Source organism: Pseudomonas sp. GW821-FHT02C04, assembly GCF_059421845.1.
The window spans coordinates 40,953-61,275 of record NZ_JBWKVT010000010.1 but is presented as its reverse complement, the minus strand read 5'-3'; the positions used below and the strand labels follow the sequence as shown (position 1 = coordinate 61,275).

22 protein-coding genes are annotated in these 20,323 nt (G+C 60.1%); 9 read left to right on the top strand and 13 right to left on the bottom strand.

Going from position 1 to position 20,323, the window contains the following annotated elements; translation table 11 throughout:
• Positions 1–3: 3 nt before the first annotated feature.
• Positions 4–909 carry a 1-acylglycerol-3-phosphate O-acyltransferase, YihG family gene (gene yihG, locus AC07VV_RS27510; RefSeq protein ID WP_495038036.1) on the top strand — a complete coding sequence of 302 codons (906 nt, stop codon included), beginning with the start codon at positions 4–6 and terminating at the stop codon, positions 907–909.
• Between the two features lie 556 nt (positions 910–1,465).
• On the opposite strand, the gene cysN is transcribed toward yihG, so the two are convergent.
• The 3 genes from cysN to AC07VV_RS27495 form a co-directional block, all read right to left on the bottom strand.
• A complete protein-coding gene (gene cysN / locus AC07VV_RS27505) occupies positions 1,466–3,364 on the bottom strand; it encodes a sulfate adenylyltransferase subunit CysN (RefSeq protein WP_495038035.1) in 1,899 nt (632 codons plus the stop codon).
• A 9-nt stretch (positions 3,365–3,373) separates the two neighbouring features.
• Positions 3,374–4,291: a sulfate adenylyltransferase subunit CysD gene (gene cysD, locus AC07VV_RS27500; RefSeq protein WP_096818994.1), complete on the bottom strand. Its 918-nt coding sequence runs from the start codon at positions 4,289–4,291 to the stop codon at positions 3,374–3,376.
• A gap of 148 nt (positions 4,292–4,439) precedes the next feature.
• Positions 4,440–5,198, bottom strand: coding sequence for a Nif3-like dinuclear metal center hexameric protein (locus AC07VV_RS27495; protein WP_102619445.1), 759 nt, complete (start codon positions 5,196–5,198; stop codon positions 4,440–4,442).
• A gap of 103 nt (positions 5,199–5,301) precedes the next feature.
• On the opposite strand from AC07VV_RS27495, the gene algW reads away from it, so the two are divergent.
• Positions 5,302–6,459, top strand: coding sequence for a Do family serine endopeptidase AlgW (gene algW / locus AC07VV_RS27490; RefSeq protein WP_096818989.1), 1,158 nt, complete (start codon positions 5,302–5,304; stop codon positions 6,457–6,459).
• Between the two features lie 176 nt (positions 6,460–6,635).
• Complete coding sequence (locus AC07VV_RS27485; RefSeq protein WP_495038034.1) at positions 6,636–7,004, top strand: hypothetical protein; 369 nt, start codon at positions 6,636–6,638, stop codon at positions 7,002–7,004.
• Between the two features lie 61 nt (positions 7,005–7,065).
• Here AC07VV_RS27485 and hisC read toward each other — a convergent pair whose 3' ends face one another.
• From hisC to AC07VV_RS27435, 10 genes are all read right to left on the bottom strand, one after another.
• Entirely contained in the window at positions 7,066–8,118 is a 1,053-nt protein-coding gene (gene hisC, locus AC07VV_RS27480) for a histidinol-phosphate transaminase (RefSeq protein WP_495038033.1), read from the bottom strand.
• A 2-nt stretch (positions 8,119–8,120) separates the two neighbouring features.
• The gene (gene hisD, locus AC07VV_RS27475; protein WP_096818982.1) at positions 8,121–9,446 is read right to left on the bottom strand and encodes a histidinol dehydrogenase; all 1,326 of its coding nucleotides are present in this window, start codon (positions 9,444–9,446) and stop codon (positions 8,121–8,123) included.
• A 125-nt stretch (positions 9,447–9,571) separates the two neighbouring features.
• The gene (gene hisG / locus AC07VV_RS27470; RefSeq protein WP_096818980.1) at positions 9,572–10,207 is read right to left on the bottom strand and encodes an ATP phosphoribosyltransferase; all 636 of its coding nucleotides are present in this window, start codon (positions 10,205–10,207) and stop codon (positions 9,572–9,574) included.
• A 127-nt stretch (positions 10,208–10,334) separates the two neighbouring features.
• Positions 10,335–11,600: a UDP-N-acetylglucosamine 1-carboxyvinyltransferase gene (murA, locus tag AC07VV_RS27465; protein ID WP_085729622.1), complete on the bottom strand. Its 1,266-nt coding sequence runs from the start codon at positions 11,598–11,600 to the stop codon at positions 10,335–10,337.
• A gap of 22 nt (positions 11,601–11,622) precedes the next feature.
• Complete coding sequence (locus tag AC07VV_RS27460) at positions 11,623–11,862, bottom strand: BolA family protein (RefSeq protein ID WP_096818978.1); 240 nt, start codon at positions 11,860–11,862, stop codon at positions 11,623–11,625.
• A 115-nt stretch (positions 11,863–11,977) separates the two neighbouring features.
• Positions 11,978–12,283, bottom strand: coding sequence for an STAS domain-containing protein (locus AC07VV_RS27455; protein ID WP_096818976.1), 306 nt, complete (start codon positions 12,281–12,283; stop codon positions 11,978–11,980).
• Entirely contained in the window at positions 12,280–12,930 is a 651-nt protein-coding gene (locus tag AC07VV_RS27450) for an MlaC/ttg2D family ABC transporter substrate-binding protein (RefSeq protein WP_249485552.1), read from the bottom strand. The genes AC07VV_RS27455 and AC07VV_RS27450 overlap by 4 nt, the downstream gene beginning before the upstream one ends.
• An 11-nt stretch (positions 12,931–12,941) precedes the next feature.
• On the bottom strand, positions 12,942–13,409 hold the full coding sequence (mlaD, locus tag AC07VV_RS27445) for an outer membrane lipid asymmetry maintenance protein MlaD (protein WP_096818971.1): 468 nt from the start codon (positions 13,407–13,409) through the stop codon (positions 12,942–12,944).
• Positions 13,409–14,206 (bottom strand): lipid asymmetry maintenance ABC transporter permease subunit MlaE, encoded by a 798-nt coding sequence (gene mlaE / locus AC07VV_RS27440; protein WP_096818969.1) that lies wholly within the window; start codon positions 14,204–14,206, stop codon positions 13,409–13,411. The genes mlaD and mlaE overlap by 1 nt, the downstream gene beginning before the upstream one ends.
• Positions 14,206–15,015 carry an ATP-binding cassette domain-containing protein gene (locus tag AC07VV_RS27435; protein ID WP_096818967.1) on the bottom strand — a complete coding sequence of 270 codons (810 nt, stop codon included), beginning with the start codon at positions 15,013–15,015 and terminating at the stop codon, positions 14,206–14,208. Before AC07VV_RS27435 ends, mlaE begins: the two co-directional genes overlap by 1 nt.
• 275 nt (positions 15,016–15,290) lie before the next feature.
• Here AC07VV_RS27435 and AC07VV_RS27430 point away from each other — a divergent pair, with 275 nt between their 5' ends.
• The 6 genes from AC07VV_RS27430 (at position 15,291) to AC07VV_RS27405 (ending at position 20,308) form a co-directional block, all read left to right on the top strand.
• Entirely contained in the window at positions 15,291–16,265 is a 975-nt protein-coding gene (locus tag AC07VV_RS27430) for a KpsF/GutQ family sugar-phosphate isomerase (protein ID WP_085729618.1), read from the top strand.
• The gene (locus AC07VV_RS27425) at positions 16,266–16,790 is read left to right on the top strand and encodes a KdsC family phosphatase (RefSeq protein ID WP_011332476.1); all 525 of its coding nucleotides are present in this window, start codon (positions 16,266–16,268) and stop codon (positions 16,788–16,790) included.
• Between the two features lie 8 nt (positions 16,791–16,798).
• A complete protein-coding gene (gene lptC / locus AC07VV_RS27420) occupies positions 16,799–17,371 on the top strand; it encodes an LPS export ABC transporter periplasmic protein LptC (protein WP_085711782.1) in 573 nt (190 codons plus the stop codon).
• Complete coding sequence (gene lptA / locus AC07VV_RS27415; protein ID WP_096818965.1) at positions 17,358–17,903, top strand: lipopolysaccharide transport periplasmic protein LptA; 546 nt, start codon at positions 17,358–17,360, stop codon at positions 17,901–17,903. Before lptC ends, lptA begins: the two co-directional genes overlap by 14 nt.
• Complete coding sequence (lptB, locus tag AC07VV_RS27410; protein WP_007953572.1) at positions 17,903–18,628, top strand: LPS export ABC transporter ATP-binding protein; 726 nt, start codon at positions 17,903–17,905, stop codon at positions 18,626–18,628. Before lptA ends, lptB begins: the two co-directional genes overlap by 1 nt.
• Before the next feature lie 186 nt (positions 18,629–18,814).
• Positions 18,815–20,308 carry an RNA polymerase factor sigma-54 gene (locus AC07VV_RS27405; protein ID WP_249485563.1) on the top strand — a complete coding sequence of 498 codons (1,494 nt, stop codon included), beginning with the start codon at positions 18,815–18,817 and terminating at the stop codon, positions 20,306–20,308.
• Positions 20,309–20,323: the final 15 nt, after the last annotated feature.

The following is a 20,323-nucleotide window of genomic DNA, read 5'->3' as shown; positions in this document are numbered from 1 at the left end:
CCGATGCTGGCTTTTCTCCCTGCCCCCCTGCGCGGCGTGATCGCCGCGCTGCTGCTGGCGCTGAACACGATCCTGCTGTGCTCGTTCCTGTTTCTCGTGGCGCTGATCAAAGTGCTGCCGTTCGACCTCGCACGCCGCGCCTCGCGCTGGCTGATGAGCCACACCCACGAAGCCTGGATCAGCAACAACAAAGGCTGGATGAACCTGGTGCGCCGCACCCGCTGGCACCTCAGCGGCCTGCAAGGTCTGGACTACCAACACTCGTACCTGATCACCAGCAACCACCAGAGCTGGGTCGACATCCTGGTGCTGCAATACGTGCTCAACCGGAAAATTCAGCCGCTGAAATTCTTCCTCAAACAGGAACTGATCTGGGTGCCGGTGATCGGTCTGGCGTGGTGGACGCTGGGCTTTCCGTTCATGAAACGCTACTCGAAAGCGTACCTGGAAAAGCACCCGGAAAAGAAAGGCAAAGACCTGGAAACCACCCGCAAGACCTGCGCGAAATTCCGCGACAACCCGGTGGGCATCTTCAACTTCGTCGAAGGCACGCGATTCACCGAAGGCAAGCACGCGCAGCAACAGTCACCGTTCAAATACCTGCTCAAACCCAAGGCCGGCGGCATTGCGTTCGTACTGGATGCGATGGGCGAACAGCTGGAATCGATCGTCAACGTGACCATCCACTACCCGGGCGGGCGTCCGGGTTTCTGGGATCTGCTGTGCGGCAACGTGCGAGATGTAGTGGTGCACTTTGAAGAACTGAAGATCCCTGCGCAGTTCATCGGCAAGAACTACGACCAGGACGGCGAATACCGCCTGCAATTCCAGGGCTGGATCAACCAGCTGTGGCAGGACAAGGATGCGCTGCTGGAACAGATGCACCGCGAATACCCAAACCAACGCTGATCCCCTGAGGGAGCCCCCGACAGAACAGGCCGGCCGTCAGGCCGCCATCGCCAACAGGCTGGCTCCCACAGGAAAGCAGTTCGCTTTTAGCTTTTGGCTTTTCGCTTCCCACCACTCAACACAATGAGCGTTAGCTCGAGTACCGCTTTTGACGTGCCGGCCCCATCGGCCGGCTGAGTGGAGGGATTCATCCGGGGGTGGGCGCGCAGCGCCGTTTGGCGAAGCCAAACACATCGAGAGGAGGTGCAGCGAAGCAAACCGTAGGCGATGCCCCCGGATGAATCCCGGAACGAAGGAACCCCGAGCCCCAGCGAGGGGCCGAACGCAGGGGCCAAGCCTTTTGCTTACTTTTTGGCGTTTGAAAAAGTGAGCCGCCGTAAGGGCGGAACCGCCAGCCGCAACACCCGCAGAAACGGATATTCACAAAAAACACCCAGAGCCTGGCCGGCCCAAAGGCCGCCACCGCCAGCAGGCCAACACCCATACGCCTGCCAACCACAAAAGAAAAGCCCGCCGATGATCACTCATCGGCGGGCTTCTTATTGGCAGCTAACGCTTAAATCGCGCCACGCTTACGCAACAGATCCAACACCTGCTTCACACTTTCATCCAGCGACAACGACTGAGTATCGATCACCAGATCAGCATCCAACGGCACGTCATACGGGAAAGACTCACCCGGAATGTTATCGCCACCCGCAGCGTACAACCCTTGCGGATCACGCTCTGCGCAAACAGTCGGCGAAGCCTGAACATAAACCGTCAGCAGACGATCCTTGCCAATCAGATCTTTCGCCTGCTCACGACCTTCGGCACTCGGCGCCACAAACGCTGCAAGCGTCAGCAGACCCGCTTCGTTGAACTGACGCGCCACATGCGCGGCACGACGCCAGTTCTCGGTGCGACCGGCACGATCCTGCGGCAGACCTTTGTTGAGGTCGTGACGCAAGTTCTGGCCGTCGAGTACAAACACCGCACGACCGAGATCGAAAAGCTTGCGCTCGACCGCGTACGCCAAAGTGCTCTTGCCAGCGCCGGACAGGCCGCTGAACAGCACGGTCGCCGGTTGCTGGCCGAAACGCTGGGCGCGTTCCTCGGTCGCTACATGGGCCAATTTGCCGTGGTGCGTGGCCGTGCCATGGGTCACTGGCTGGGCGACGATCATGCCGGCGCCGACGGTGCCGTTGGTCAACCGGTCAATGATGATGAACGCGCCGGTCGTGCGATTGCTGTCGTAACCGTCGAGGGCGATCGGCGCGTCGAGCGCAATCCTGACCTTGCCGATTTCGTTGAGCTGCAACGCACTCGCCGGGCCTTCTTCGAGGGTGTTGACGTCGACCTTGTTGACGATGCTGGCGATGGAGCCCGGCACGTAACTGGTGGCGCGCTTGATGTCGTATTTCTTGCCCGGCAGCATCGGCTCTTCAGCCATCCACACCAGCATCGCTTCGAAGCTGTCGGTCACTGGCGGAACGTTGTCGGCGTGTACCAGCAGGTCGCCACGGGAGATGTCGATCTCGTCTTCCATGGTCAGCGTCACGGCCTGACCAGGACCTGCGTGTTCCAGTTCACCTTCGAAAGTGACGATGGATTTCACGCGGCTGCTCTTGCCCGACGGCAGCACCACGACTTCGTCGCCCTTCTTGACGATGCCGCTGGCCAGGGTGCCGGCGAAACCGCGGAAGTTCAGGTTCGGACGGTTGACGTACTGCACCGGGAAACGCAGATCGGTGAAGTTGCGATCGCCCGCCACTTCCACGGTCTCGAGGATTTCCATCAGCGACTGGCCGGTGTACCACGGCGAGCGCTCGGACTTGTTCACCACGTTGTCGCCCTTCAGAGCGGACATCGGCACGAAGTGCATGCTCGTCGGCTTCATCTTCAAGCCTTCGGCGAACTTCAGGTAGTCGGCCTTGATCGACTCGAACACGCCCTGGTCGAAACCTTTGAGGTCCATCTTGTTGATGGCGACAACGATGTGCTTGATGCCCAGCAACGAGGCGATGAAGCTGTGGCGACGAGTCTGGGTCTGCACGCCGTAACGGGCGTCGACCAGAATGATCGCCAGGTCACAGGTGGATGCACCGGTGGCCATGTTGCGGGTGTACTGCTCATGGCCGGGGGTGTCGGCGATGATGAATTTGCGCTTGGCGGTGGAGAAATAGCGGTACGCGACATCAATAGTGATGCCCTGCTCGCGCTCGGCCTGCAGGCCGTCGACCAGCAACGCCAGGTCGATGTCGTCACCGGTGGTGCCGACTTTCTTCGAATCGCGGGTGATGGCTTCGAGGTGATCTTCGTAGATCATCTTCGAGTCGTGCAGCAGGCGCCCGATCAGGGTGCTCTTGCCGTCGTCGACGTTACCGCAGGTCAAAAAGCGCAGCAGCTCTTTACGTTCGTGCTGGCCCAGGTAGGCGAGGATGTCCTCGCTGATCAAATCAGACTGGTGAGACATGACAACCCCTTAGAAATAACCCTGACGTTTTTTATCTTCCATCGAGCCTGCGCCATCGTGGTCGATGACCCGGCCCTGGCGCTCGGAAGTTCGCGTCAGGAGCATTTCCTGAATGATGTCCGTCAGGCTTTCGGCCTCGGACTCCACCGCGCCCGTCAACGGGTAGCAGCCAAGGGTACGGAAACGCACTTTCTTTTTGACGATGCGCGCCTTGTCCTCGTCGGACAGGTGTTCGAGGATGCGCTCGTCGTCGATCATGATCAGCGTGCCGTTCTTCTCGATCACTTCGCGTTCGGCGGCGAAGTACAGCGGTACGATCGGGATGCCTTCGAGGTAGATGTACTGCCAGATATCCAGTTCGGTCCAGTTCGACAGCGGGAACACACGAATGGATTCGCCCTTGTTGACCTTGCCGTTGTAGACGTTCCACAGCTCCGGACGCTGGTTCTTCGGGTCCCAGCGGTGTTTGCTGTCGCGGAACGAGTAGACGCGCTCCTTGGCGCGGGACTTCTCTTCATCGCGACGGGCACCACCGAAGGCGGCGTCGAAACCATGCTTGTCGAGTGCCTGCTTCAGGCCCTCGGTCTTCATGATGTCGGTGTGTTTGGCGCTGCCGTGGGTGAACGGGTTGATGCCCTGCGCAACGCCATCCGGGTTGACGTGGGTGATCAGGTCCAGGCCAAGCTCTTCGACCATCTTGTCGCGGAACTTGTACATCTCCTGGAATTTCCACTGCGTGTCGACGTGCATCACCGGAAACGGCAGTTTGCCCGGGAAGAACGCCTTGCGTGCCAGATGCAGCATCACGGCGGAGTCTTTACCGATGGAGTACAGCATCACCGGGTTGTCGAACTCGGCGGCCACCTCGCGGATGATGTGGATGCTTTCCGCCTCCAGCTGTTTCAGATGCGTCAGTTTGTCGACCATGGCTACTCACGAAAGCTTTCTTATGAACGGCCAGCGGGCCGTGTTCGAGCGGGGAATCCTAGCACAGCGACCCCTTCTAATCAGGACGCCAACTAGATCGAAAGGGCATATGAATATGCCCGCTCGTTCGGGTGCTTTCAGGGGAAAGTCAGATCGGATTCGGGCAGTCGATGAAGATGTGTTCCAGGGCAAACCGCTTCGCCAGATAGTCGCCCAGCGCCTGCACGCCGTAGCGTTCGGTGGCGTGGTGGCCGGCGGCGATGAAGCTGATGTCGTTTTCACGGGCGCTGTGGAACGTCTGCTCGGAGGCTTCACCGCTGAGGAACAGATCGACGCCGGCAGCGATGGCGTTGTCGATGTAGCCCTGACCGCCGCCCGTGCACCAGCCGACCCGACGAATCATTGCGCTGCCTTCGACCAGCAGCGGCTCACGGCCCATGCGTTCCTGCACACGACGGGCGAAGTCGCGGGCGGTCACCGGTTCGTCCAGCGAACCGACCAGGCCGACGATCTTCAGGTTGTCAGGATCCAGAGGCCCTTCGACGGTAATGTCGAGCTGCCGGGCCAACTGCACGTTGTTGCCGACATCCGGGTGCAGATCCAGCGGCAGGTGATACGCCAGCAGACTGATGTCGTGCTTGAGCAGGGTTTTCAGGCGCCGCTGCTTCATGCCGGTGACGCACGGGTTCTCGCCTTTCCAGAAGTAACCGTGATGCACCAGCACCAGATCGGCCTCGGCTTCGACGGCGGCATCGAGCAATGCCTGGCTGGCCGTGACGCCGCTGACGATGCGCATCACCTGCGGGCGGCCCTCGACCTGCAGGCCGTTGGGGCAATAATCGGCAATTTTCGCACTGCCGAGGTAACGGTCGGCTTCTTCGACCAGGGTGCTCAGGGCGACGGCCATGAAAGACTCCTAAATATCCCGTTCAGAGGCACGCGCGGCCTCGTATAATGCGCGACATTATGGGCGGTCTGACCCCGCCTGCAACTTTTCCAGGACGTGCTTAATGCTCAAGGCGCTGCGTTTTTTCGGCTGGCCGCTGTTGGCCGGCGTGCTTATCGCTCTGTTGATTATTCAGCGTTACCCGCAGTGGGTCGGGCTTCCGAGCCTAGACGTCAACCTGCATCAGGCCCCGCAGACCACCAGCACGCAGCAGGGGCCGGTGTCCTACGCCGACGCCGTGGTCATCGCCGCGCCATCGGTGGTCAACCTCTACACCACCAAAGTCATCAACAAGCCGAGCCATCCGCTGTTCGAAGACCCGCAGTTCCGCCGTTTCTTCGGGGACAACTCGCCGAAGCAGAAACGCATGGAGTCGAGCCTCGGTTCCGGCGTGATCATGAGCCCGGAAGGCTACATCCTGACCAACAACCACGTCACCACCGGCGCCGACCAGATCGTCGTGGCGCTCAAGGACGGTCGCGAAACCCTGGCTCGCGTGATCGGCAGCGACCCGGAAACCGACCTCGCCGTCTTGAAGATCGACCTGAAAACCCTGCCGTCGATCACCGTCGGCCGTTCCGACAACATCCGCATCGGCGACGTCGCACTGGCGATCGGCAACCCGTTCGGGGTCGGCCAGACCGTGACCATGGGCATCATCAGTGCCACCGGCCGTAACCAGCTCGGCCTGAACAACTACGAAGACTTCATCCAGACCGACGCAGCGATCAACCCGGGCAACTCCGGCGGCGCACTGGTGGATGCCAACGGCAACCTCACCGGGATCAACACTGCGATTTTCTCCAAGTCCGGCGGCTCGCAAGGCATCGGTTTTGCGATCCCGGTGAAACTGGCGATGGAAGTGATGAAGTCGATCATCGAGCACGGTCAGGTGATTCGTGGCTGGCTGGGGATCGAAGTACAACCGCTGACTCAGGAACTGGCGGAGTCATTCGGTCTGTCAGGGCGTCCGGGGATTGTGGTGGCGGGGATTTTCCGCGACGGCCCGGCACAGAAGGCCGGCCTGCAACTGGGTGACGTGATTCTCAGCATCGACGGCGAACCGGCCGGCGATGGCCGCAAGTCGATGAACCAGGTGGCGCGGATCAAGCCGACCGACAAGGTCACGATTCAGGTGATGCGCAATGGCAAGGAGTTGAAGCTGACCGCCGAGATCGGTCTGCGTCCGCCGCCTGCGCCGGTGCAGGAAAAAGAGGAATAAGAGGAATAAGACATTGCAACCCGCGCGCTAATTGCCTTTAAGCAGGTTAAAAGGCGCGCCGACCACAAAAACGGTATTGATACCTGTCAATTCTGTCAGTAGCACAGCTTTCGTATTGTCCATAGCCTGACCCCTGTTGTTGCACACTTTCATTTATCAACACAGGGATCATCAATATGGACGTTTCCAAAGCACTCGAAAACGCGAAAGGCAGCGGTTCGCTCAGTGTTCGGCTCAGCAATGGCGAAGGTTTTGATGCGGTTTTGGTCAACCTTGTCCCGGCGGCAGCTGGCGGTATCATTCTGGGTGCGAACGGTACGAACAATGTATTGCTCAACCACCCGAAACTCGCGGCCGGTACTCATACAGTAACGTTCAACAACGGTGATGCGCGCACATCTATCAACGGCGTGTCATACGTTGCCCAAAACGGGGAAATGGAACTGACTGTGGATGCTCCGCTGACAACAGCGACAGGAACCTACAGTTTTACAACATCAGACGGGATCAACGTCGAAGGCGAGTTCGACGTCAATGCCGTTTAAGCGCCCAAAAAAATGCCCCCGTTTCTGAATGGCTCAGAATCGGGGGCAATCGCTTCGTTTGTTACAAGTCGCCAAGGCCGTCGATCAACGCCTGATTCTGCTCCGGCGTACCGATCGAGATCCGCAGGAACTGGGCAATCCGTTCCTGCTTGAAGTGGCGCACGATCACACCCTGCTCTCGCAGTTTGGCCGCCAGCCCCGCCGCATCGTGTTGCGGATGCCGGGCGAAGATGAAGTTTGCCGCTGACGGCAGCACTTCAAAGCCTTTGGCCTGCAACTGGGCAACCACCCATTCGCGACTCTCGATGACCAGCGCGCAGGTCTTGTCGAAGTACTCACGATCTTCGAACGCCGCCGCTGCGCCGACATTGGCCATGCGATCGATCGGATAGGAGTTGAAGCTGTTCTTGATCCGCTCCAGTGCCTCGATCAAGTCCGGGTGGCCGACCGCCAGACCGACCCGCAGGCCCGCCAGCGAACGGGACTTGGACAAGGTCTGGGTCACCAGCAGGTTTGGATAACGGTCGACCAGACTGATCGCGGTTTCACCGCCGAAGTCGATGTAGGCCTCGTCGACCACCACCACCGAATCCGGGCTGGCCTTGAGGATCTGCTCGACCGCTTCCAGCGCCAACAGGCAGCCGGTCGGCGCGTTCGGGTTGGGGAAGATGATCCCCCCGTTCGGTTTGGCGTAGTCGGCCGGGTTGATCTGGAACTGCGCGTCCAGCGGCACTGCATCGAACTTGATGCCGTAAAGGCCGCAGTAGACCGGATAGAAGCTGTAGCTGATATCCGGGAACAGCAGCGGCTGATCGTGTTGCAGCAGGCCGTGGAAGATGTGCGCCAGCACTTCATCCGAACCGTTGCCGAGGAACACTTGGTTACTCTGCACACCGTAGTATTTTGCGACGGCGCTTTTCAGCAGGTCGCTGTTCGGGTCCGGGTACAGGCGCAGATTGTCGTTGAGTTCGGTCTGCATCGCCGCCAGGGCTTTTGGCGACGGGCCGTACGGGTTTTCGTTGGTGTTGAGCTTGACCAGACGGGTCAGCTTCGGCTGCTCGCCCGGCACATAAGGCACCAGATCCTTGACGAACGGGCTCCAGAATTTACTCATGTTCAGTTCCCCTTCACTTCGTCTTTGATGCGGTACTCGGCGCTGCGAGCGTGGGCGCTCAGCGATTCGCCACGGGCCAGGATCGATGCAGTCTTGCCCAGTTCCGAAGCACCGGCCTCGGAGCAAAAGATGATCGACGAGCGTTTCTGGAAGTCGTACACACCCAGCGGCGAAGAGAAACGTGCGGTGCCGGACGTCGGCAACACGTGGTTCGGACCTGCGCAGTAGTCGCCCAGCGCTTCGGAGGTGTGGCGGCCCATGAAGATCGCGCCGGCGTGGCGAATCTGCGGCAGCCAGGCCTGCGGATCAGCGACCGACAGTTCAAGGTGTTCCGGGGCGATGCGGTTGGCGACTTCGATGGCCTGGGCCATGTCGCGCACGTGGATCAGGGCGCCTCGGCCATTGATCGAGGTTTCGATGATGGTCGCGCGATCCATGGTCGGCAGCAGTTTGTCGATGCTCGCGGCGACCTTGTCGAGGAACTCGGCGTCCGGGCTGACCAGAATCGCCTGGGCGTCTTCGTCGTGCTCGGCCTGGGAGAACAGGTCCATGGCGATCCAGTCCGGATCGGTCTGGCCGTCGCATACCACAAGGATTTCCGACGGGCCGGCGATCATGTCGATGCCAACCTGACCGAATACGTGACGTTTGGCGGTCGCCACATAGATGTTGCCCGGGCCGACGACCTTGTCCACCTGCGGCACGCTTTCAGTACCGTAGGCCAGCGCGGCAACCGCCTGGGCGCCGCCGATGGTGAACACCCGGTCGACACCGGCAATGCACGCTGCCGCCAGCACCAGCTCGTTGACCTCGCCACGCGGGGTCGGTACCACCATCACGACTTCTGTGACGCCGGCAACCTTGGCCGGAATCGCGTTCATCAATACCGACGACGGATACGACGCCTTGCCGCCCGGCACGTACAGACCAGCGCGATCCAGTGGCGTGACTTTCTGGCCCAGCACCGTACCGTCGGCTTCGGTGTAGCTCCAGGAATCCTGCTTCTGTTTTTCGTGGTAGCTGCGAACGCGGGCGGCGGCTTTTTCCAGCGCTTCGCGTTGCGGTGCGGTGATGCGGGTCAGCGCCAGCTCCAGACGCTCGCGCGGCAGGATCAGGTCCGCCATGGAGGCGACTTCGAGGCCGTCGAACTTCTGGGTGAATTCGACCAGCGCCGCGTCACCGCGCTCGCGCACTGCCTTGATGATGTCCAGCACCCGCTGATTGACCGAGTCGTCAGACACACTTTCCCAGCTCAGCAGATGATCCAGATGATGCGCGAAATCCGGGTCAGCAGCGTTGAGTCGGCGAATTGCAGTCGGTGCGGTCATAGCGAGAGCCTCATAGGAATGGCAAAAACTCAGGCGCCCTAACTTAGCAGTCGTTTCCGCTTGGGCACCTGAGATTCTGGCTATGAGGCGGATAGACGGGCGCGACTTAACGTCGCGCAGGTACATCAGCCGCGGTGTCGAGACTCCACTGCCTTGCGCAGGGTGTCGATCAACGCCTGGATTCGGGCGTGTTGCATTTTCATCGAAGCTTTATTGACCACCAGACGCGAGCTGATCGTGGCGATCAGTTCCTGGGGTTCCAGACCGTTGGCACGCAGGGTGTTGCCGGTGTCGACCACGTCGATGATCTTGTCGGCCAGACCGATCAGCGGTGCCAGTTCCATCGAGCCATACAGCTTGATGATGTCGACCTGACGGCCCTGCTCGGCGTAGTAACGCTTGGCAACGTTGACGAACTTGGTCGCGACGCGCAAACGGCCCTTGGGCTCGACAGCACCGATCTTGCCGGCGGTCATCAGCTTGCACTGGGCGATCTGCAGGTCCAGCGGCTCGTACAGGCCTTGCCCGGTGTATTCCATCAACACGTCTTTACCGGCAACGCCGAGGTCGGCCGCGCCATGCTCGACATAGGTCGGCACGTCGGTGGCGCGCACGATCAACAGGCGTACGTCTTCCTGAGTCGTGGGAATGATCAGCTTGCGGCTCTTGTCCGGATTCTCGGTCGGCACGATGCCCGCTTCGGCGAGAAGCGGCAGGGTGTCGTCAAGGATGCGGCCCTTGGACAGTGCGATGGTCAACATGGGAAACGTCAGTCCTTATCAAGGTACTCATGTCCGGTCGCAATCGGCGCCGGACATACATCGAGGGCGTTACCACCCCCGATCAAAACGAATTCAACGGACACTTCCCTGTGTCCAGATGCAGCGACTAGCCCGGAACGCGACGGATCTTGGCGCCCAGCATCTGCAGTTTTTCCTCGATGCACTCGTAACCACGGTCGATGTGGTAGATGCGGTCGATCAGGGTATCGCCTTCGGCCATCAGCGCCGAGATCACCAGGCTGGCAGAAGCCCGCAGGTCGGTTGCCATCACTGGCGCGCCCTTGAGGATTTCAGTGCCGGTCACGATGGCCGTGTTGCCTTCGACCTGGATCTTGGCGCCCATGCGGTGCAGCTCGTACACGTGCATGAAGCGGTTTTCGAAGATCGTCTCGATCACTGCACCAGTGCCTTCGGCAATGGCGTTGAGCGAGATGAACTGCGCCTGCATGTCGGTCGGGAACGCCGGGTACGGCGCAGTGCGCACGTTGACCGCTTTCGGGCGCTTGCCGTGCATGTTCAGCTCGATCCAGTCTTCACCGGTGGTGACTTCTGCACCGGCTTCGCGGAGTTTTTCCAGAACGGCTTCGAGAATGGTCGGATCGGTGTCCTTGACCTTCACGCGGCCACCGGTAACTGCAGCGGCCACCAGGTAAGTACCGGTTTCAATGCGGTCAGGCATGACCTTGTAGAAGGCCGAACCCAGGCGCTCGACGCCATCGATGGTGATGGTGTCGGTGCCAGCGCCGGAAACCTTGGCGCCCATGGCGTTCAGGAAGTTCGCCAGGTCGACCACTTCAGGCTCGCGGGCGGCGTTCTGCAGCACGCTGCGGCCCTTGGCCAGAGCAGCGGCCATCATGATGTTCTCGGTACCGGTCACACTGACGGTATCGAAGAAGAAGTGTGCACCGCGCAGGCCGCCTTCAGGGGCCTTGGCCTTGATGTAGCCGCCTTCGACGTCGATGATCGCACCCATGGCTTCCAGGCCACGGATGTGCAGATCGACCGGACGCGAACCAATGGCGCAACCGCCAGGCAGAGCCACTTCGGCTTCACCGAAACGGGCAACCATCGGGCCCAGCACCAGGATCGACGCACGCATGGTTTTCACCAGTTCGTACGGGGCGATCAGGGTCTTGATGGTGCGCGGGTCGATTTCAACGCTGAGCTTCTCGTCGATCACAGGCTCGATGCCCATGCGACCGAACAGCTCGATCATGGTGGTGATGTCGTGCAGGTGCGGCAGGTTGCCGACGGTGACCGGGCCATCGCACAGCAAGGTGGCAGCCAGGATCGGCAGGGCGGAGTTCTTCGCCCCGGAAATGCGGATCTCGCCATCAAGACGAGCGCCACCGGTAATAATCAATTTATCCATAACAATCTCGACGCCCTAGGGCTCAGGTGCGCTCGGCCCAGGCCGCGCTGCTGAAAAATTTCATAGTGACCGCGTGGATGCTGCCATCGGCGATCCATGGGTTCAAATGGGCATAGATGCTTTGCTGACGCTTGACCGGGCTCAACGCCGCCAGTTCATCGCTAATCACGTTCAGCTGAAAGTTGCAGCCTTCGCCTTCAACTTCCACCCGGGTTCCGGGCAGATTTGCTTCAAGGAAGCTCTTCACTTCTACGGCCTGCATGCTCAACCTCAATCGGCGCCCTGTGCGCACGGGTCGGACATCATACAAAAAAGCCCCGCGCCTGCGAACCCCGCTGCGCAGGACTCTGACGGGGGGCTTCTTTACAGATGCGGGTTCAGGGTTGCGCCAACAGCTCGGTCAGCTCGCTGACCTGAGCAATTTCACGCATGTCTTCGGGCATCCCGCGGATGCTGACGGCCTTGCCGGCGGCTTTCGCATCACGAATGAAGCACAGCAGCAACGACAGGCCGACGCTGCTGGACTTTTCCACCGCCGAGCAATCGATCACCAATGCCGGGGCATTGCACGACTTGATCAGCGCCCGGCCCTGCTCCCGAAGGCCGGGACCGGTGCGGTAATCCAGCACGCCAGTGAGTTGCAGCTCACTGGCGGCGTCCAGACGAATGGCCGACTCGGTCATTGGGCAGGCTTTCCGTTCTGTTCGGACGACTGCTTGGCCTTCGCCACTTCCCCGGCCCAACCGTTGATGGTCTTGTCCAGGTCGTTGCCGTTGCGCTGCATCGCATCGGCGAACTGATCACGGAACAGCTTGCCGATGTTGATACCGTTGATGATCACGTTGCGCAGCTTCCACTCGCCATTGATCTTCTCGAGCGTGTACGACACCGGGTAGATCGCGCCGTTGCTGCCCTTGACGGTCATGCCGACGCTGGTGCGATCGCCCGACTCGTCCTTGGCCGGATCAACAGTGATGCCCTGGTTGTTGTACTCGAGCAAGGCGTTGCCATAGAACTGGAACAGGCCTTTCTTGAAGTTTTCCTCGAAGGTCTTCATCTGCGCCGGTGTGGCCTTGCGCGAATACTTGACCGTCATGATGCTCTTGGAAATGCCCTCGGCATCCACGACCGGTCCGACGATGCTGTTCAGCGCCGCGTAGAAGTCGTTCGGGTCCTGCTTGTACTTCTCTTTATTGGCGGCCAGATCGGCCAACATCCGTTTGGTGGTGTCCTGAACCAGGTCGTGCGCCGAAGGCGCCGCCACGGCGTTAGCCACCAGCGGCAATGCCGCCAGCAACACCAACAGGCCACGTCGCAAGGTAGAGATCATTCAAAAGCTCCTCATTTGGCGTCTTTGCTAACGGTATTGAGCAGGAATTTACCGATCAGGTCTTCCAGTACCAGTGACGACTGCGTGTCGTGGATGGTTCCACCATCCTTGAGACGGGTTTCTTCCCCGCCCACGCTGATACCGATGTACTTCTCGCCCAACAGGCCAGCGGTGAGGATAGACGCTGTGGAGTCGGTCGGCAGGTTGTCGACCTTCTTGTCCACCAGCAACGTTACCCGACCGGTGAAACTGTCGCGGTCCAGATCGATCGCCGTGACCTTGCCGATGGTCACACCGGCCATGGTCACTTTGGCTCTGACCGTCAAACCGGCGATATTGTCGAAGTACGCGTAAAGTTTATAGCTGTCGGTGGTGGACGTCGGAGACAGGCCACTGACCCGCAGGGCAAGCAGCAACAAGGCCAGGATCCCTGCCAGCAGGAACAGGCCGACACCGATTTCCAGGGTGCGGTTTTGCATCAGAAATCTCCAAACATCAAAGCGGTCAGAATAAAGTCCAGGCCGAGCACTGCCAGCGAGGCAAACACTACGGTCTTGGTGGTGGCACGACTGATCCCCTCGGAAGTGGGCTCACAGTCATAGCCTTGGAATACGGCGATCCAGGTCACGACAAAGGCGAAAACGATACTTTTGATCACGCCATTGAGCACATCGCTGGAGAAGTTCACGCTGTTCTGCATGTTCGCCCAGTAGGAGCCTTCATAGACGCCCAGCCAGTCGACCGCGACCCAGGAACCGCCCCAGATACCGACCACGCTGAAGATCATCGCCAGCACCGGCAGGGAAATGAAACCGGCCCACAGACGCGGGGCAATGATGTACTTGAGCGGGTCCACACCGATCATTTCCAGGCTGGACAACTGCTCGGTGGACTTCATGTTGCCGATTTCCGCCGTCAGCGCCGAACCGGCACGACCGGCGAACAGCAGCGCCGTCACCACCGGACCCAGTTCACGCAGCAGGGTCAAGGCAACCATCTGCCCCACCGCCTGCTCCGAACCATAGCTCGACAGAATACTGAAGCCTTGCAGCGCCAGCACCATGCCGATGAAGATCCCGGACACCACGATGATCACCAGCGACATCACGCCGACTGAGTGCAATTGCTTGACCAGCAGGCCGAAACCACCGCTGATGCCGCCCCGGCCCAGCAGGGCATGGAACAGGAACAGGGTCGCCCGGCCGAATACCGCGACAGCGTCGATGGCTGACTCGCCGAATCGACGCACGCGTTCTATTAATGAAATTCTGCGCATCAGCGCTTCCCCAGAAGATCTGCGCGGTAATCCGTCGCTGGAAAGTGATACGGAACCGGGCCATCGGGGTTGCCGGTCATGAACTGACGGATACGCGGCTCGTCCGAGTTCATCAACTCGTCCGGCGTACCCTGCCCCAGCACCTGGCCATCACCTACGACATAGATGTAGTCGGCGATGCTCGCGGTTTCCGCCAGATCGTGGGAAACCACGATGCTGGTGATCCCCAGCGCGTCGTTGAGCAGACGGATCAGGCGCACCAGAACGCCCATGGCGATCGGGTCCTGGCCGACGAACGGTTCGTCGTACATGAGAATCTGCGGATCCAGCGCAATCGCCCGGGCCAGCGCCACACGACGCTTCATGCCGCCGGACAGTTCGTCAGGCATCAATTCGATGGCGCCGCGCAGGCCGACTGCCTGCAATTTGAGCAGGACGATGTCGCGAATCATCTCGTCCGGCAATTCGGTGTGAACGCGCAGGGGAAAGGCGACGTTCTCGAACACGTCGAGATCGGTGAACAGCGCGCCGCTCTGAAACAGCACCCCCATGTGCTTGCGTGCATCGAACAGATCGCTGCGCGACAGCTTCGGCAGGTTCTGGCCGTTGACCCAGACCTCACCCTGCGAAGGCCGCAACTGGGCGCCCATCAAGCGCAACAGCGTGGTCTTGCCACACCCGGAAGGCCCCATGATGCCGGTGACCTTGCCGCGCGGGATGCGGATATCGACGTTATTGAAAATGCTCCGCGCACCGCGCTTGAAGGAGACTCCCTTCAGCTCGACCGCGTAGGCGTTATCGGCACTCATCTAAACTCCTTGCGATGCAGCCTCTCACTCGGACGCCTGGCTTTCTGGAGAAAGCCCCTACATCCCGGGCAGGCCGAACTGGCGGCGAACTATATCACTGCAAAGGGCAAGCGCCCAAGGCCTCTCCCCGGCCGCGTTCAGCGATATGACAGGCCCAGGGCTTCTATTGGAGGGTTTTGGTAACGAGGAATGACAAAGCACGACGAACTTGCGTGAGGCTTTTCAACATAACCGCTATAATCGCCGCCTTTTCATCGGGCTATACGATTTCTGACATGAGCCAAACCAGCGACCTGATTCAATCGGCACAACGCACCATCCGCCTCGAAGTGGAAGCCGTACAAGGCTTGTTGCCCCATATCGACGCCGATTTCGTACGCGCTTGCGAGATGATTCTGGCCAGCAAGGGCCGTGTCGTCGTGGTCGGCATGGGCAAGTCCGGGCACATCGGCAACAAGATTGCCGCGACCCTGGCCAGCACCGGCACCCCGGCGTTTTTCGTGCATCCGGCCGAAGCCAGTCACGGCGACATGGGCATGATCACCCGTGACGACGTGATTCTGGCCCTGTCGAACTCCGGCTCCACCAACGAAATCGTCACCCTGCTGCCGCTGATCAAGCGCCTGGGCATCCAGCTGATCAGCGTGACCGGCAACCCGCAATCGCCTCTGGCAAAAGCGGCCGAGGTCAATCTCAATGTTCACGTCGAGCACGAAGCCTGCCCGCTGAACCTGGCACCGACCTCCTCGACCACCGCCGCGCTGGTCATGGGCGACGCCCTGGCCGTGGCGCTGCTGGAAGCCCGCGGCTTCACCGCCGAAGATTTCGCCTTTTCCCACCCGGGTGGCGCACTGGGCCGACGCCTGCTGCTGAAAGTGGAAAACGTCATGCACGCCGGCCAGGAGCTGCCGCAGGTACAACGCGGCACCCTGCTCAAGGACGCACTGATGGAAATGACCCGCAAGGGTCTGGGCATGACCGTGATTCTTGAAGCCGACGGCAAACTCGCCGGAATCTTCACCGACGGCGACTTGCGCCGCACGCTGGATCGCAGCATTGATATACGCAGCGCGACCATCGACCAGGTGATGACCGTGCACGGCAAGACCGCCCGCGCCGAAATGCTCGCCGCCGAGGCCCTGAAAATCATGGAAGACCATCGAATCAACGCGCTTGTCGTCGTGGATGAGGACGATCGCCCGATCGGCGCCTTCAACCTCTCCGACCTGCTGCGCGCAGGAGTGATGTAAATGAGCACCGATCTGCTGCAACGCGGCAAAGCCATCAAACTGGCAGTTTTCGATGTTGACGGTGTCCTCACCGACGGACGCCTGTACTTCCTTGAAGACGGCAGCGAGTTCAAGACTTTCAATACACTCGACGGTCAGGGCATCAAGATGTTGATGAACGCCGGCGTGCAAACGGCCATCATCAGTGGTCGCAAGACCCCGGTGGTCGAACGCCGGGCGAAAAACCTGGGCATTCCGCACCTGTTTCAGGGCCGTGAAGACAAACTCGTCGTCCTCGACGGCCTTCTCGAGCAACTGGGCCTAAGCTATGAACAGGTCGCCTATCTCGGCGACGATCTGCCCGACCTGCCGGTGATTCGCCGGGTGGGGCTGGGGATGGCGGTGGCCAACGCTGCCGCTTTTGTGCGCGAGCACGCACATGGCGTCACTCAGGCCCGTGGTGGCGAGGGTGCCGCCCGTGAATTCTGCGAACTGATCCTGCGCGCCCAGGGCAGCCTCGATGCCGCCAATAACGCGTATTTGTGAGTCAAACCATGTTTAGCAAAAAGTTTCGCAACATACTGCTGTTCGGTTGCATCGCGGCCATTTTCGGCGCGGTCGGCTACTGGAACATCAGCCCGGAACGCTTCCTCGACAAGCCTCCTGTCTCGGCAGAAGAGAGCCCGATCGACTGGTACGCGACCAACACCCACACCTTGCAATACCTGGAAGACGGCAAGGTGCAGTACGAAATGACTTCCGACAAGGCCGAGCACGTCAAGGCGACCGACATTACACTGGTCACCAAGCCCGACCTGAACATGTATCGCGGCACCGACTTCCCATGGCACGTGACCAGCGAGCGCGGTGAAGTGAATTCCGGTGGCACCGAGGTCGAGCTGATCGACTCGGTTCGCGTCAAGCGCACCGATGAAAAGAACCGCGACACCCTGATCACCTCCACTCGCATGACAGTGTTCCCGCAGCAACAATATGCGCAGACCCAGCAACCCGTTAGAATCGACGGCGCTGGCGGTGTATCGACCGGCGTGGGAATGAAAGCGTATTTGAAGGAAAGCAGGATACACCTGCTATCGAACGTAAGAGGACAGTATGAGGCTCGTTAAAACCCTCCCTATTTTGCTCAGTCTGGGCGCAGCACTGGGAAGCGTGAGCGCCTGGGCTCTGCCGAACGATCAAGAGCAGCCAATCCGCATTCAGGCCGACGATGCCCAGCTGGACGACAAGAATGGCGTTGCCACCTATAAAGGTGACGTGATCATCACTCAGGGTTCGATGATCGTCAAAGGCAACACCGTGACCATCACCCGCACCCCGACCGGCGATATCGACGTCGTGACCTCGGTGGGCAACCTTGCCTACTTCGAGCAGTTGCAGACGGCTGGCGACACCAAGCCTGTACAGGGCTGGGGCGTGACCATCCAGTACCACGCCGCGCAAAACCGCGTTGTACTGATCGACAAGGCGAAAGTCGTCGACAAGGACAACAACACCACTCAGGGCGAGAAAATCGTCTATGACACGGTGAAAAAGCTGGCCAGCGCGGGTCGTGCCACCGGCAACAAGGTCACCGAAGCGCGTCCGCGCATTGACATGGTGATCCAGCCGAAGAAGAAAACCGACGAGAAATCCCAGTAATGGCAACTCTGAAAGCCCAGCACCTGGCCAAGGCCTATAAAAGCCGCCAGGTCGTGCGCGATGTCAGCCTGTCGATCGACAGCGGTCAGATCGTCGGCCTGCTCGGCCCCAACGGCGCCGGCAAGACCACCTGCTTCTACATGATCGTCGGCCTGGTGCAGGCCGATCAGGGTCGCGTGCTGATCGACGACCTGGACGTCAGCCACCAGCCGATGCACGGTCGCGCCAAGGCCGGTATCGGCTATCTGCCACAGGAAGCGTCGATCTTTCGCAAACTGTCGGTGGCCGACAACATCATGGCCATCCTCGAGACCCGTCAGGAGCTCGACAAGGCCGGTCGTCGCAAGGAGCTGGAAAGCCTGCTGCAGGAATTCCACATCAGCCACATCCGCGACAACCTCGGCATGAGCCTGTCCGGTGGTGAGCGTCGCCGGGTGGAAATCGCCCGTGCACTGGCCACCGCACCGAAATTCATCCTGCTCGACGAACCGTTCGCCGGTGTCGACCCGATCTCCGTGGGCGACATCAAGCAGATCATTCATCACCTCAAGGCCAAGGGCATCGGTGTGTTGATCACCGACCACAACGTCCGCGAGACGCTGGATATCTGCGAAACGGCCTACATCGTCAATGACGGCCAACTGATCGCCGAAGGCGACTCCGCGACCATCCTCGCCAACGATCTGGTGAAGGAAGTGTACCTGGGTCACGAGTTCCGCCTGTAAGCGCGACAGCATTCGACCAGCCGTCCGGGTGCTGTAACGTTGAAGCGCACTTTTATACGCTTTTATTGTTACAGCGCTCTAGGCAAACACGACAGTTTCAGGCATATAATTTGCTTAAGTTTGGCGCTTCGGCGCCCTGTAGTGGATGGCGCATAGCGCCGGCGAATAAGGTGTTAAGCCCCTGCCATGAAACCATCGCTAGTCTTGAGAATGGGCCAGCAGCTGACGATGACACCGCAGCTGCAACAGGCCATCCGCCTGCTCCAATTGTCGACCCTGGATCTGCAACAGGAAATCCAGGAGGCTCTGGAATCCAATCCGATGCTCGAACGCCAGGAAGACGGCGACGACTTCGACAACTCCGATCCCATGGCCGACAACGCCGAACAGAAGCCCAACACCGAGATCCAGGAACCCTCCTATCAGGAGACCGCGCCGACGGTCGACAATCTTGAAGAAGGCGAATGGAACGAGCGAATCCCCAACGAACTGCCCGTGGACACCGCCTGGGAAGACGTCTACCAGACCAGTGCCAGCAGCCTGCCGAGCAGCGATGACGACGAGTGGGATTTCACCACCCGAACTTCCGCTGGCGAGAGCCTGCAAAGCCACCTGCTGTGGCAGCTGAACCTGGCGCCGATGTCCGACACGGATCGCCTGATCGCCGTCACCCTGATCGACTGCATCAACAATCAGGGCTACCTCGACGAAACCCTCGAAGAAATTCTCGACGCCTTCGATCCGGAGCTCGACATCGAGCTGGACGAGATCGAAGCCGTCCTGCACCGCATCCAGCAATTCGAACCCGCCGGCATCGGTGCACGCAACCTGGGCGAATGCCTGCTGCTGCAATTGCGCCAGCTGTCGGCCAAGACCCCTTGGCTGGCAGAAGCCAAGCGTCTGGTTACCGATTACATCGACCTGCTCGGCAGCCGCGACTACAGCCAGCTGATGCGCCGCATGAAGCTCAAGGAAGATGAACTGCGCCAGGTCATCGAACTGGTGCAGAGCCTCAACCCGCGCCCCGGCTCGCAGATCGAATCCACCGAAGCCGAATACGTGGTGCCTGACGTCATCGTGCGCAAGGACAACGAGCGCTGGCTGGTCGAACTGAACCAGGAATCGGTGCCGCGCCTGCGAGTCAACGCCCAGTACGCCGGTTTCGTGCGCCGCGCCGACACCAGCGCCGACAACACCTTCATGCGCAATCAGTTGCAGGAAGCCCGCTGGTTCATCAAGAGCCTGCAGAGCCGCAACGAAACCCTGATGAAAGTGGCCACCCAGATCGTCGAGCATCAGCGCGGCTTTCTTGAATACGGCGACGAAGCCATGAAGCCTCTCGTGCTACATGACATCGCCGAAGCGGTGGGCATGCACGAGTCGACGATTTCCCGGGTGACCACGCAGAAATTCATGCATACCCCCCGGGGCATCTATGAACTGAAATACTTTTTCTCCAGCCACGTCAGCACCTCCGAAGGCGGCGAATGCTCATCCACGGCGATCCGCGCGATCATCAAGAAACTGGTTGCCGCGGAAAATCAGAAAAAGCCGTTGAGTGACAGCAAGATCGCTGGTTTACTGGAGGCACAAGGCATTCAGGTGGCTCGCCGCACCGTCGCCAAGTACCGCGAATCCCTCGGGATCGCGCCTTCGAGCGAACGCAAGCGGTTGATGTAAGCCACGTTACAGCGT

Coding starts and splice junctions, on each gene's coding strand:
- AC07VV_RS27455 (WP_096818976.1), bottom strand. CDS start 12,283: ATGACCGAGTCGGCCATTCGTCTGGACGCCGCCAGTGAGCTGCAACTC.
- cysD (WP_096818994.1), bottom strand. CDS start 4,291: ATGGTCGACAAACTGACGCATCTGAAACAGCTGGAGGCGGAAAGCATC.
- AC07VV_RS27405 (WP_249485563.1), top strand. CDS start 18,815: ATGAAACCATCGCTAGTCTTGAGAATGGGCCAGCAGCTGACGATGACA.
- mlaE (WP_096818969.1), bottom strand. CDS start 14,206: ATGCGCAGAATTTCATTAATAGAACGCGTGCGTCGATTCGGCGAGTCA.
- yihG (WP_495038036.1), top strand. CDS start 4: ATGCTGGCTTTTCTCCCTGCCCCCCTGCGCGGCGTGATCGCCGCGCTG.
- hisC (WP_495038033.1), bottom strand. CDS start 8,118: ATGAGTAAATTCTGGAGCCCGTTCGTCAAGGATCTGGTGCCTTATGTG.
- AC07VV_RS27485 (WP_495038034.1), top strand. CDS start 6,636: ATGGACGTTTCCAAAGCACTCGAAAACGCGAAAGGCAGCGGTTCGCTC.
- AC07VV_RS27430 (WP_085729618.1), top strand. CDS start 15,291: ATGAGCCAAACCAGCGACCTGATTCAATCGGCACAACGCACCATCCGC.
- lptB (WP_007953572.1), top strand. CDS start 17,903: ATGGCAACTCTGAAAGCCCAGCACCTGGCCAAGGCCTATAAAAGCCGC.
- AC07VV_RS27495 (WP_102619445.1), bottom strand. CDS start 5,198: ATGGCCGTCGCCCTGAGCACCCTGGTCGAAGAAGCCGACCGTTACCTC.
- AC07VV_RS27460 (WP_096818978.1), bottom strand. CDS start 11,862: ATGCAGGCCGTAGAAGTGAAGAGCTTCCTTGAAGCAAATCTGCCCGGA.
- mlaD (WP_096818971.1), bottom strand. CDS start 13,409: ATGCAAAACCGCACCCTGGAAATCGGTGTCGGCCTGTTCCTGCTGGCA.
- murA (WP_085729622.1), bottom strand. CDS start 11,600: ATGGATAAATTGATTATTACCGGTGGCGCTCGTCTTGATGGCGAGATC.
- algW (WP_096818989.1), top strand. CDS start 5,302: ATGCTCAAGGCGCTGCGTTTTTTCGGCTGGCCGCTGTTGGCCGGCGTG.
- cysN (WP_495038035.1), bottom strand. CDS start 3,364: ATGTCTCACCAGTCTGATTTGATCAGCGAGGACATCCTCGCCTACCTG.
- lptA (WP_096818965.1), top strand. CDS start 17,358: ATGAGGCTCGTTAAAACCCTCCCTATTTTGCTCAGTCTGGGCGCAGCA.
- AC07VV_RS27450 (WP_249485552.1), bottom strand. CDS start 12,930: ATGATCTCTACCTTGCGACGTGGCCTGTTGGTGTTGCTGGCGGCATTG.
- hisD (WP_096818982.1), bottom strand. CDS start 9,446: ATGACCGCACCGACTGCAATTCGCCGACTCAACGCTGCTGACCCGGAT.
- lptC (WP_085711782.1), top strand. CDS start 16,799: ATGTTTAGCAAAAAGTTTCGCAACATACTGCTGTTCGGTTGCATCGCG.
- AC07VV_RS27425 (WP_011332476.1), top strand. CDS start 16,266: ATGAGCACCGATCTGCTGCAACGCGGCAAAGCCATCAAACTGGCAGTT.
- hisG (WP_096818980.1), bottom strand. CDS start 10,207: ATGTTGACCATCGCACTGTCCAAGGGCCGCATCCTTGACGACACCCTG.
- AC07VV_RS27435 (WP_096818967.1), bottom strand. CDS start 15,015: ATGAGTGCCGATAACGCCTACGCGGTCGAGCTGAAGGGAGTCTCCTTC.